Origin of the sequence: Nocardiopsis baichengensis YIM 90130 (assembly GCF_000341205.1) — a bacterium.
In the GTDB taxonomy this organism is placed as follows: Bacteria; Actinomycetota; Actinomycetes; order Streptosporangiales; family Streptosporangiaceae; genus Nocardiopsis_A; species Nocardiopsis_A halophila.
In genome coordinates, this window is record NZ_ANAS01000009.1 from 173,319 (window position 1) to 184,857 (window position 11,539).

11 protein-coding genes are annotated in these 11,539 nt (G+C 65.6%); 8 read left to right on the top strand and 3 right to left on the bottom strand.

The annotated features are described in order from the left end of the window. Positions 1-54: 54 nt before the first annotated feature. Positions 55-1,062 carry an ABC transporter substrate-binding protein gene (locus C892_RS0109445; RefSeq protein WP_017540250.1) on the bottom strand — a complete coding sequence of 336 codons (1,008 nt, stop codon included), beginning with the start codon at positions 1,060-1,062 and terminating at the stop codon, positions 55-57. 181 nt (positions 1,063-1,243) lie between these two features. Between C892_RS0109445 and C892_RS0109450 the strand changes: the two genes are divergently transcribed. The 8 genes from C892_RS0109450 to C892_RS31250 all read left to right on the top strand — a co-directional run bounded on the left by C892_RS0109450 (position 1,244) and on the right by C892_RS31250 (position 8,867). Beyond that, positions 1,244-2,323, top strand: coding sequence for a FecCD family ABC transporter permease (locus C892_RS0109450; protein WP_017556979.1), 1,080 nt, complete (start codon positions 1,244-1,246; stop codon positions 2,321-2,323). After that, positions 2,320-3,435, top strand: a complete 1,116-nt coding sequence (locus C892_RS0109455) for a FecCD family ABC transporter permease (RefSeq protein ID WP_017556980.1) — start codon at positions 2,320-2,322, stop codon at positions 3,433-3,435. Before C892_RS0109450 ends, C892_RS0109455 begins: the two co-directional genes overlap by 4 nt. Beyond that, positions 3,432-4,271 carry an ABC transporter ATP-binding protein gene (locus tag C892_RS0109460; RefSeq protein WP_017556981.1) on the top strand — a complete coding sequence of 280 codons (840 nt, stop codon included), beginning with the start codon at positions 3,432-3,434 and terminating at the stop codon, positions 4,269-4,271. The genes C892_RS0109455 and C892_RS0109460 overlap by 4 nt, the downstream gene beginning before the upstream one ends. A gap of 162 nt (positions 4,272-4,433) precedes the next feature. Then, complete coding sequence (locus C892_RS28720) at positions 4,434-5,270, top strand: NPCBM/NEW2 domain-containing protein (protein WP_017556982.1); 837 nt, start codon at positions 4,434-4,436, stop codon at positions 5,268-5,270. Between the two features lie 138 nt (positions 5,271-5,408). Then, positions 5,409-6,383, top strand: a complete 975-nt coding sequence (locus tag C892_RS0109470) for a hypothetical protein (RefSeq protein WP_017556983.1) — start codon at positions 5,409-5,411, stop codon at positions 6,381-6,383. A 198-nt stretch (positions 6,384-6,581) separates the two neighbouring features. Further along, positions 6,582-6,854: a helix-turn-helix domain-containing protein gene (locus tag C892_RS32780; RefSeq protein WP_026124255.1), complete on the top strand. Its 273-nt coding sequence runs from the start codon at positions 6,582-6,584 to the stop codon at positions 6,852-6,854. Between the two features lie 48 nt (positions 6,855-6,902). After that, entirely contained in the window at positions 6,903-7,160 is a 258-nt protein-coding gene (locus C892_RS0109480) for a hypothetical protein (RefSeq protein ID WP_017556985.1), read from the top strand. A gap of 81 nt (positions 7,161-7,241) precedes the next feature. Beyond that, on the top strand, positions 7,242-8,867 hold the full coding sequence (locus C892_RS31250; RefSeq protein ID WP_152513366.1) for a HEPN domain-containing protein: 1,626 nt from the start codon (positions 7,242-7,244) through the stop codon (positions 8,865-8,867). Between the two features lie 4 nt (positions 8,868-8,871). Here the strand turns inward: C892_RS31250 and C892_RS30465 are convergent, their stop codons facing one another. Together C892_RS30465 and C892_RS0109495 are read right to left on the bottom strand one after the other, a co-directional pair. Next, positions 8,872-10,734: a DUF7380 domain-containing protein gene (locus tag C892_RS30465; RefSeq protein ID WP_083934351.1), complete on the bottom strand. Its 1,863-nt coding sequence runs from the start codon at positions 10,732-10,734 to the stop codon at positions 8,872-8,874. 44 nt (positions 10,735-10,778) lie between these two features. Next, positions 10,779-11,519: a 5-formyltetrahydrofolate cyclo-ligase gene (locus C892_RS0109495; RefSeq protein WP_017556988.1), complete on the bottom strand. Its 741-nt coding sequence runs from the start codon at positions 11,517-11,519 to the stop codon at positions 10,779-10,781. Positions 11,520-11,539 lie beyond the last annotated feature (20 nt).

Sequence of the window (11,539 nt, forward strand, 5' to 3'; positions counted from 1 at the left end):
CGTTGGAAAGCGGGACCCGGTGCGCCGGTACCGCGCGTTCCTCGGGAGGCGTCCCTACTCGACCGGGTTGACGCCGAAGGCCTCGGCCATGTCGTCGAGCATCGCGTCGGCGCCCTGCAGGCTGACCGAGCTCAGCCACACCTGGTCCTCGACCTCGTGCTGCTCGCCCTCCAGCTGCTCCCACAGCGGGTTGCCGGTGAAGTCCTTCGCCTTCTCGGCCGAGTCGCCGCTGCCGTCGTCCCAGGTGGAGACGAAGATGTGGTCGGCGTCCAGGTCGAGGATCTCCTCCTGGCCCAGGTTCGCGGCGATGGCGCCGTCCTCGCCCTCGGGGGCGTCCTCGGGCATCGGCAGGCCCACGTCGGACAGGACGATGCCGGGGAAGGACTCGGGCTGGTACAGCCGCACCGTCGGCTCGCCCGCGAACCGCGCCAGGTTCACCGTGGGCATCTCGCCGCCCTCGGCCTCGGCGATCCGCCCGCCCAGCTCGGCGGCGCGCTCCTCGTAGTCGGCGATCTGCTGCTCGGCGGTCTCCTTGTCGCCGACCGCCTCGCCGACCATGACGTGGTTCTCCTTCCAGGTCGCCCCGGTGGTCTCGGAGAACACGGTCGGCGCGATCTGGGAGAGCTGGTCGTAGACGTCCTCGTGGCGCACCTTGGCCGACAGGATCAGGTCGGGCTCCAGCTCGGCGATGGCGGCCAGGTCGGGTGCCTCCAGGGTGCCGACCACCTCGGCGTCGCCGGCGTAGGTGCTGCCGTCCGCGCCGAGGTAGTCGCGCAGGTCCCCGCCGTCGGAGTAGTCGGTCCGGCCCACCACGTCCAGGCCCAGCGCGATGGCCGAGTCCAGGTAGCTGGTGTCGAGGACGACGACCTTCTCCGGTTCGGACTCGATTGTGGACTCGCCCATGGCGTGCTCGACGGTGATCGGGAAGGCGCCGTCCCCGCCCCCGGCGGACTCGGACTCGGCGCCTCCGCCGCCGCACGCCGCCGACAGCAGCAGCGCGGCGGAGGCGGTCAGGGCGCCCGCGAGGGCGCCGGGGGACGTGCGGCGTCGTGTGGGGGACATCGCGGACCTTTCCGAGGGGACGGATGGGAGAATGCCTTAGGTTTGTCTTGCCTAATGCGGAGCTTGCGCCCGCGATCAGGCAGTATGCGGTCCGACGCGCCTTTTGTCCAGTCTGGGCCCCGTCCGGGGCCCGGACGGGGCGCGCCGCCCGCCGTCCCCCGTCCCCGAGGAGTCCGCGACCGTGAAGCCCTCCGCCCCCGCCGTCTGGGCCCCCGCCGGGCCCGGTGCGCCAGGTGCGCCCGGCGCACCGGTGCCCGGGTCGGCCCTGCGCGGCCGCCGGACCGCAGGCCTGGCGGTACTGCTCGTCCTGCTCGCCGCGTGCGCGGCCGGCAGCCTGCTGATCGGCGCCCGGGCGATCGCGCCGGCCGAGGTCTGGCGCGTGCTCACCGCCCCGGACGGGGGCGAGGCCAGCGCGGTCGTGTGGTCGCTGCGCCTGCCCCGCACCGCCATCGGGATCGCGGTCGGGGCGGCGCTGGGCACCGCCGGGGTGCTCATGCAGAGCCACACCCGCAACCCCATCGCCGACCCCGGCATCCTCGGCGTCTCGCACGGCGCCGCGCTCGGCGTGGTGCTCGGCGTCTTCCTGCTGGGCATGAGCGACCTGGCCTCCTTCGTCTGGCTGGCGATCGCCGGGGCCGTCATCGCCTCCACGGCGGTCTTCGCCATCGCCTCGGGCGGATCGCGCGGGCCCACTCCGATCACCCTGGTCCTGGCCGGGGCCGCGATGAGCGCCCTGCTCAGCGGGGTCATCTCGGCGATCGTGCTGCTGGACCACAGCAGCCTGGAGGTCTACCGGTTCTGGCGGCTGGGCACTCTGGCCGGGCGCCCCATGGAGGTGTTCTGGCAGGTCCTGCCGTTCATCGCGGCCGGGCTGGCGCTGGCCGCCGCCAACGCGCCCGGGCTCAACGCCCTGGCCCTGGGCGACGACGTGGCCACCGCGCTCGGGCAGCGGGTCCGGCTCACCCGCGCCGCCGGCGTGCTGGCCATCGCCCTGCTGACCGGCGCCGCCACCGCCGCCGCCGGGCCGATCGGGTTCGTCGGCCTGGCCGCCCCGCACCTGGCCCGGGCGATCACCGGGCCCGACCACCGGTGGACGGTCCCGCTGGCCGCCCCGGCCGGGGCCTGCCTGGTCCTGGCCGCCGACATCGCCGGGCGCGTGGTGCGCGGCAACGGCGAGGTGGAGGTGGGCATCGTGCTGGCGGTGCTGGGCGCCCCGTTCTTCATCGCCCTCATCCGCAGGGGAAGGATGATCGCCCCGTGACCCCCGCACCGGCCCCCGCACCGGGCGCGGCCACCGCTCCCCCGCCGCCCCCGGCCGGCCGCCGCGCCCTGCGCGCCGGCCCGGTGTCGTGGACCTGGCGGCCGCGCACCGCCGCCGTCGCGCTGCTCGTCTGCGCCGCGCTGGCCGCCCTGTTCGTCCGCGCCCTCACCGCCTTCGACGACTACCCGATGGGCGCCGCCGACGTCCTGGCCGTGCTGGCCGGCGGCGGCGACGGCGGGGAGCGCTTCGTGGTGATGGAGCTGCGCATGCCCCGGGCGCTGACCGGCGCCCTGGTGGGCGCCGGCCTCGGGCTGTCGGGGGCGATCCTGCAGGGCGTGGCGCGCAACCCCCTGGCCAGCCCGGACACCCTGGGCATCGGCTGGGGCGCCTCGGTGGGCGCCGTCCTGGTCATCGTGCTGGGCGGCAGCGCCGGCGGGGGGAGCGGCGCGGTGTCGCAGTTCGGCGTCCCCGCGGGGGCGGTCGTCGGCGGCCTGGCGGCCGCGGTCGCGGTCTTCGGGCTGTCCTGGCGGGCCGGGGTCTCCAGCACCCGGCTGCTGCTGGTGGGCGTGGCCGTGTCGCTGATGTGCGCCAACCTCGTCTACTGGGCGATGACCTGGTCCGACCTGCAGGACGCGGCCCGCGCCCAGACCTGGGTGACCGGCAGCCTGCACGCCGCCGACTGGGAGCGCGTCGGCACGGCCGCCGCCGCACTGGCGGTGCTGCTCCCCGTGGCGCTGGCGGCCGCGGCCACCGTGGCCGCGCTGGGGCTGGGCGACGACGCCGCGCGCGGCCTGGGCGTGCGGGTCGACGCCGCCCGCCTGGTCCTGCTGACGTGCGCGGCGCTGCTGGTGTGCGCGGCCACCGCGGCGGCCGGCCCGATCACCTTCGTCGCGCTGGCGGCCCCGCAGATCGCCCTGCGGCTGTGCGGGACCGCCCAGCCGCCCCCGCTGACCTCGGCGCTGACCGGGGCCGCGCTGACGCTCGGCGCCGACCAGCTCGCCGCCGGGCTGTTCGCCCCCACCCAGCTGCCGGTGGGCGTGTTCACCGCGGTCCTGGGGGCGCCGTTCCTGATGTACCTGATCATCCTCCGGCACCGGGAGGCCCGCCTGTGACCACCGACCGCTCCTCCTCCCCGACCGGCCCCGAGGGGCCGGGCCCGCGGCTGCGCGCCGAAGGGGCCACCCTGGGCTACGGCGAGACCGTGGTCGCCCGCGACCTGGACTTCGCGGTCGCCGACGGGGCGGTGACCTCCATCATCGGGCCCAACGGCTGCGGCAAGTCGACGCTGCTGCGGGCGCTGGGGCGGCTGCTGCGGCCGCGCTCGGGCCAGGTGCTGCTGGACGGGCGCCCGATCGCCCGGACCCCGCCCCGCCAGGTGGCGCGGACGGTGGCGGTGCTGCCGCAGGCGCCGCTGGCCCCGCCCGGGCTGACCGTGGGCGACCTGGTGATGCGCGGCCGGCACCCGCACCAGAGCTGGTACCGGCAGTGGTCCTCGTCCGACGCCGGGGAGGTGGCCCGGGCGCTGGAGATGACCGGCATGGCGGGCTTCGCCGAGCGCCCGCTGGAGCGGCTCTCCGGCGGGCAGCGGCAGCGGGCGTGGATCTCCATGGCGCTGGCGCAGGGCACGGACCTGCTGCTGCTGGACGAGCCGACCACCTACCTGGACCTGGCCCACCAGATCGAGGTGCTGGAACTGGTGCGGGCCCTCAACCGGGACCACGGCCGGACCGTGGTGATGGTGCTGCACGATTTGAACCTGGCGGGACGCTACAGCGACCTGCTGGTGGCCATGCGCGACGGTGCCGTCCGGGCCTCCGGCGCCCCGGGGGAGGTGCTCACCCCCGACCTGGTGGCCGAGACGTTCGGCCTGGAGTGCAAGGTGGTCCCCGACCCGGTGTCGGGATCGCCCCTGGTGGTCCCGGTGGGGGTGCGCACAGAAGAGCGGTAGGGGTCTCCCGGTTCGCCGGACCCCCTGTCGGCGGGCCCGGGGAGCGCTACGATTCCCGTGACGTCGCCCGGTGCATCGCTCGGTTCGTCCCCGCCACCGCCCCCGCTCCGCTCCTCCGGTGGCGGCACGGAAGTGCGAGGCCACGCGCTCTCAGGAGGACGGATGGGCGGAAGGGGCCCTTCGGGGCGCACCCCCGGACCCGAGCACCACCACAACGAGAACTCGGGGAACGCCGAAAACGTGTTCCAGGCCAAGGAGATCCGCGAGATCCACTTCCACGGCGCGCGGTCCTCCCCACCGCCCGGAGGCGGACCGCCCGGAGGCAAGACGGAGCCAGGGCCCGGTAAGCGGCCCGATCGTCACCGGAGGCGGCTGCTGCTCATGGCACTGACCCTGACCGCGGTGCTGGTGGCAGGGGTGTCCACGGCCCTCGGCACCGGGCTCCTCCCGGGCCCGCCCTACGGCGCTGAAGGGACGGGGGCGCCCGCCGATCAGAACGCCTCGGAGAACGGCGACGGCGACTCCCCAGAGCGGCCCGACGTGGAGCCCGGCGGGAATTCCCCTTCCGTACAGGCGGAAGCCGTGGAGGTCGCGTACCTGGAAGACCTGCGGGAAGAAGGGGACGGCGTCGTCGTCAGCGACGGGATCGCCTCCATCGCCGGTACGAAGTACCCCAAGTCGATCTACTACCGGCTGAACGCGGTCGCGGACGAGAAGACCTTCACCTACACGGTCCCCCAGGGCTTCACCTCGTTCAAGGCCGTGGTCGGGGTCTCGGACGCGTCGCGGCTCGGGACGACCATGGAGTTCGAGGTCCGGGTCGACGGCGGGGTCGTGGCGGAGAGCCGCGAGTTGGAGATGCAGGAGAGCCGCGCCTTCGACGTCCCGGTCTCGGCGGGGAACAAGCTGGAGCTGGTCATGCGCATCACCACCCCCGACGCCGGCGGAGGCGACAGAGACCGCTTCGCCACCTGGGGAGACGCCCGCCTGGAGGGCTAGGTAGGCGCCCGGTGGTACCGCTCCGGTCCCGCCAGGAACGGCCGGGCACGGCCGAGCACGGCCATCGTGGTTGTGCGGCGGCGAGTGGCACGGCAACGTAAGCCCGGGGGGTCGGCCACAGACGGAAGGCGTGCCCGAATGGCGCCTGTATCCCGCTCGTCCCTTGCCATCGGCACCGCCTGCGCGCTGCTGGGGGTGGTGGCGGCCTGCATCCCCGTGTCCTACCTCGGGTGGCTCTTTGGGACTTTCACGGTGATGTTCACCTCGGGGTCCTCGGCGTTCACCTCCGTGTACTTCATCGCCTGGATGGCGCTCTTCGGCGTGTTCGCAGTCCCACTGACCGCGCTCCCCTTGAAGCTCTGGCTGAACGCCAACCGGGTGGAGCTCTCCTTCAAGAAGTCGTTCCTCCTGGTCTTCTCCGGGGTCGCTGTCCACATCTACCTCGCCGTCCCCTTCCTGGTGCCCGGTCAGCCGCGAGGCGTGGACGTCCCGGAGACGCTGGTCGTCCTTCCGATCTTCAGCGCGGCCGTCTGGGCGCTCCTTCGGGAACAGGTCGCAGACACCGATACACGGCGCGGAACCGCCCTCCTCGCCGCCGCGGTAACGGCGGTCGTCCTCCCCGTCCCCACGGCCGTCGATGGTGTGCGCGCCAGAGTGCTGATCGAGAACACCCCCGCCGAGATGTTCGCCGTCCCCGTGCTCGACCATCCCGACTGGAACATCGACAAGGCCGAGCTGCCCTCCGGGACCGTCTCCTACTACAACGGCACGTTCGAACACGTGGAGCTGGCCCTTCAGGATTCGGACCCCGCCTGCTATCGGGTGTGGGCGTACTGCCGAAGACACGGCGAAGACATCACCGTCGTCAGGCCGAAGGACATCATCGATTCCTGGGGCGAGGATCGGGCGGTCGGCCCGGACTGGGTACAGGATCCCGCCGCCTACGTCGACCTGGGCGACCGATGGGCCGTGCTCCGCGCACGGTCATGGGCCATGCCCGCCGACCTCACGGACACCGACGCCTTGGTCGCCCTCGCCGAGACCGTCCGCCTCGCGGGCCCCGAGGACCACATGGCCCTCGCCCGCAACCAGCAGCGCTGGGACCCCTACTGACGCCGAACATTACGAAAGGCCCGCAGGTCTCCCTGCGGGCCTTTCGGTGGGTGCTCCCCTGGCAACTCCTGTCTCTAACCCGGCGCGGCAGCGCAGGGCGCTGGAGGCGCTGCTGGCCAAGCTTCCTGATACCTCGGCACCGGTCGCGCCGCTCTCTCCGCCCGCGCCAAGCAGATCAAGGGCGACCAAGCGCGGGAGATCGTCGCCGCCTATGAGGCCGGAGCCACGGTCTACGAGCTGGGCCGGCGCTTCGGCATCGCCCGGCAGACGGTAAGCAAGATCCTCAAGCGTCACGGCGCGCAGATGCGCCGCACGGGCCTCTCCCTCGACCAGATCGACGAGGCGGCGCGGCTATACGAGGAAGGGTGGTCGCTGGCCCGAATCGGCGAGAAGATGGAGGTCAGTCCTGATACGGTGCGGCTTCGACTGTTGGAGCGAGGGGTGCGGATGCGGGATCGGTACCGGCGGTAGACGGGTGTCGAACCTGTGCCTTGGACGACCTTTGCTAACCCCGATCGGTTGGCGGAGACCCTTGGGGCGCTGTGGCGCAAGCTGCCCAACCTGGAGTCGTTTCTCCCAACGAAGGAGCAGCAACAGGTGCCGCGGGCGATACAGCGTCCCACCGAAAAGCACATTTCCGACATCGTGGCCGAGTACCGGGAGGGCGCCACCATCCGCCAACTGGCCGTCAAGTACCGGATTGACCGAGTGACCGTCAGCAAGATCCTGAAGCAGAACGGGGTCAAGATGCGCGAACCGTATGAACGCACCTCGTAGCCAGCCTCGTCTCCTTATGAGGCAGCGCAGACAAGTCCATTCCATCCTCGCCCCTGCCGAAGAATGAGTAGACTTCAGTCCATGGACAAGGCACTCCAAGCGTTCGGGGAGAAGTTCCTCAAGTACGTGCTCGCAACCACACATCTTGATGCGGATCCAACGCCTCAACAGAGAGAGACCATTTCCCTTCTAGAAGACAATATCGCAAGACTAGATCAAGAAAACATCGATGGACTGAACAGATACTCTACTCTCCAAAATTTCGTAGCTCAGACTCTCCAAGGAGGGCCATCTCTTGCCAACCAAATGCGCCTTCACTGTGGAGGAATCCTCCCTGTCGTTAATGATGAAGATCCACTTGTAGCGAACCTAGTTCGATTTGCTATCGACGTATATCCACTCCTCCTGATCTCACCACCCAAGGACCATACATTCCCAGGCAAACTTTCCATGGCTGCCACTTTCAACCACACAAACAGGCATGACTTCTATACAAGTGTAATGAGGGATGAACTGCTGAGCAGCATTTTTGCTCATTCGCCAGAGAGTGATCACGATAACACTTCCGAACAGAGTCACCTTGGGATACAGTCAGATCCTCTTTTCTTCTCAAATGGAAAAAGTGGTGGCATTCAGCTAACTTCACTCCCTGACTCCTTATTGGACTATGCATGGCAAATATGTCTTGCGAAAGGTGGTGCCGAGATAGATGAATACCTGGAGGAGGTGCGTACAACGCTTGGTGTAGCAAGAAGAATAGTCGAGGGCAAACAAGCACAAGTTTATACCATTGTCGGCCTTGGAGGAGTTAGGCTTGAAGATAATCAATCTATCGATCTTTCCTTCGGTCGGCTCATAGCGGTACAGGAAGCTGCGCTGGAAGCCATCGTCAGACACCGTGATCTGCAACAGCGCACTCAGGCATTCCTACTTGTACCGACACCCCTAAAAATCATGGGGAATATCAGCGGTGACGCTGAAGTCGATCAGTTCTACAAGAAAAATAGCGATGTCTTTGAGTCTCATAGAGGGGACCTTGAATATAATATCTTGCGCACTAGGCTAGCACTGCTCCTCGCTTCGACAGATGAAAGACTTGTGGCTTCACCGGTCACCTTTCAAACCACGCTTGAACCACTCACGAGCAGCAGTGGCTACAGTTGGCTTCCCATCGACTTCAGTGGTGCATCGGTGAATATTAGCGCTGAGACTGCATTGCGAGTTAAAAACTGGTCTAACATTCTCAAAGAGAGGCATCCGAAGAGCCTTAATATCGCTGCACGACGTCTACTTTCCGCTGTCTCGACACGATTCGATGCAACCGACGCACTCATCGATGCCGTCGTAGCCTGGGAGAATATGTTCGGCAGCCCACAGGAGGCGACACTAAGAGTAACTGGAGCAATGGCAAAGATATTAGAACAAAACTCTTTCGACGATCGAAAGAAGCTTAAATCTCGCCTGGGTGAGATTTATGCGGCGCGAAGTGATCTTATCCATGGTAGCCATGGCAAGGAGCCCACAAGGAGCGCCATATACACCTACCGCCAGGAAGCAATAAGGTATGCCCTGGATGCGCTGCGTTGGCTCTACGATAACCCTACTCTGTTGAAGAAAAACTCAGCCGACCGAAGTCTCAGTATCCTGCTCGACGCCATCGAAGAAACCGGCGATTCCGTCACACCATTGGCGCGCGGTCAGGACTGATAGATTACGATTCTTCACCATTCGACCCTGCTAGCGCATCCTTCACAGACTTTATATCGCGTTCAGCCGGTTCGTTCGAGGCAAGCACAACGAGGAGCACACACGCACGCAGCGCCAAAGCGGCTGTGTTACAATCTACTTCGTCCATAAATCCATGTGCCACGAGGTTACGAACATTGTAACCATCCTTCAACAGGAACACCCTCAGGAAGCAAGCCCAATCAGGATCGAAGTCACACTTCTCCTCCAATTTATCCAGCAAGGATCCTAGTCCAGGAAACTGGCCGTCCGCATCACCAACTGCCGCCCGATACACAGGCTCGTTGAGCTCCAGCAATATGGATCGAGCCGATGCTTCAATCTTTGGAACCGCTAGATGCACACTAGCCGCAAATTCATCTACCCAGTAGAGTTGAAGCGCTTTAGCGAGAGCCTTAGCCAAGGACGGGTGGGTTCCGAAATCAGAAATACATGCTTCAATATCTTCCAGAGAAGGGATTCCAAATCGTGCGCGTATCATATCTAGTGCGCTAGCCAAGCGCAGACCATTAAGTTGGATGTTCGCACTAGCTGCACGAACGCGCTGACGCTGAAGAGAATCCTCTTCACCAGATATAACCCGCTTGGGGAATCCTTCTGGCCCAAATTTGACATTTGTAGCAATCTGTTCGACGACTGAGACTTCTTTGAGGTTGCGTGCCGTCTCTTCGTTGTTCGAAACGCTACCGCTAGGAGAGTCACTCTGGAACCAGTACGCCAAAGCTTCCTGCCACGTCTGGGCACGCTCGTAGGGAATCAGGTAGTTGCGAAATATCTCAGATGGGATGCTGAACTCAGTTTGCAAGGTCTTCCACTCCACCTGTGGAGCAGACTGCAACCTCGAAACCGCCACTTCTTCAAGGTGCGAGACGCCGTACCGACGTGCGGTTGATGCTGCCTCATTCAGATAATAGACTTTAATAAGGGCTTCTCTCCCGTTATCGGCTTCCTTCAGCAGGGCATGAATTTGCGCCTCGCTAGCACGCTGTATGCGAGCATCATCGCCAGCGGCCCTTCGCCGAACAATATCGGCAACTTCTTTAACGACATGCGCTTCCGCGTAGGCCTGCAACGCCGTATCGAGAAGATCATCAACCTTTGGATTTATTGGCTGAGTCTTGTTCTTGCGCGGCGAAACCGCAATGGCATCCAGTAGCGGCACGGCTACGTAAGCAGGATTACTCTCGAGGAGAGCGCCTTCTGCCATATCCACCATGGCAGAGGCAACCTGCTGCTCCAGATCTGAGAGTCCTACTGAGCGAGCAAGAGTCAACGCCCTGAGTAGACCAAAGCCTTGCTCATGATCTTGAAGGCTTCCCCCCACTGTATCCAGGTAGGCTCTAATAGCTCGCTCAGCAGCATCACGGCGATTTTCTGTCAGCTTTAGCGTAAATAGAATATCTGCAAATCGAGCCCGAGCTACAGGATGCGTCACAGCCGATGCGAGATCGACCCACAACGCTCGCGTCTGATCATCGGCGTCATTCAGTGATCGCGGAAAATAAGAAGGTCCATCCAATGGAACGAGAGAAGCATCCGGCCTAGATGACCCGATTGGCGTCGACCGCAAAGAGTAGCCAAAAGTCATCACCAGTTCACGCTCAGCCGCAGAGGGAAGCGGAGGATTTAGGCTTGTCGCCAGCTGCCTCAAGTTAATACTCACTGCGCGGAAGGTATCAGCATCTTCGCAAGCTGAGTCAACAAGCTGCGCCAAAACTGACACAAGACCGGGATCATGTGTATAGGTCAGTGGCTCCTGAGTGGATTCCTCCGAAGACGGTTCTCCAGTCAAATCAGAATCTTCGTTGATGGGTTCAGCATCTTCCATGTCTAGCCCTCCACCCGACGACTCACGCAGTCTTGAGAAGTCAGTCAATCAAAAAACGGTGTTGAAGACCTCGCATCGAACATCTTCTCAAGCACCGGAATTTCTGTCACCTTCTTTTTCGTCAAACTCTCCCACACAATCCCCCTCGGCCGTCGCCGCTCCTCGCACGGGATGACCTCATCCGGCGTCACGATCAGATCCACCCTGAAGTCGTGTTCGGCTTCGGGGATCTCCTCGTCTATGACCTGGAGTTGGTGCACCGGCGCCACGATAGTTGTCGCCTCTGACACCAACCCCGCCTCGATGAACAGTGCCACTTCCAAGTCGGAGTAGCCGGCGCCCTTGCCGATGCGGGCTCCCGTGCGGTTGACGGCCACGCTCCCGCAGACCACGACGTCGATAGGACGCATCTCGTCCACACCGATACGTTGGGCGGTCATCTCGGCGCCCTTCTTCTCTGCGGCCTCTTCCGGCGGCAGCCTCAGCGCGGCGGGATCGAGCAGATAGAACGGCTTGAGGCTGGCCATGCGCGGCACGGCCATGTAGAGGAGCTTGCCGTCCTGGAGGGCGCGGATGCGCACGGGGAGCTGCGCCCAGTCGGGGTTGGCCTTGATGGTCTCCGCGTTCTTCCAGACGTCCAGCTCGGCCAGGCGCTCGGCGGTGGCCTCGGCGCCGTGGAAGCCGGGGATGGTGCCGTAGGAGTCGTCGGGAACGACGCCTTCGGTGAGGAGATGGCGCCATACGCGGTCGCGCACGGCTGCTTTGGCCTGGTCGAGGTCGGTCATGCGCGCCTACTGTCGTTGCT

Coding starts and splice junctions, on each gene's coding strand:
- C892_RS0109495 (WP_017556988.1), bottom strand. CDS start 11,519: ATGACCGACCTCGACCAGGCCAAAGCAGCCGTGCGCGACCGCGTATGG.
- C892_RS31250 (WP_152513366.1), top strand. CDS start 7,242: ATGGACAAGGCACTCCAAGCGTTCGGGGAGAAGTTCCTCAAGTACGTG.
- C892_RS0109470 (WP_017556983.1), top strand. CDS start 5,409: ATGGCGCCTGTATCCCGCTCGTCCCTTGCCATCGGCACCGCCTGCGCG.
- C892_RS28720 (WP_017556982.1), top strand. CDS start 4,434: ATGGGCGGAAGGGGCCCTTCGGGGCGCACCCCCGGACCCGAGCACCAC.
- C892_RS30465 (WP_083934351.1), bottom strand. CDS start 10,734: ATGGAAGATGCTGAACCCATCAACGAAGATTCTGATTTGACTGGAGAA.
- C892_RS0109445 (WP_017540250.1), bottom strand. CDS start 1,062: ATGTCCCCCACACGACGCCGCACGTCCCCCGGCGCCCTCGCGGGCGCC.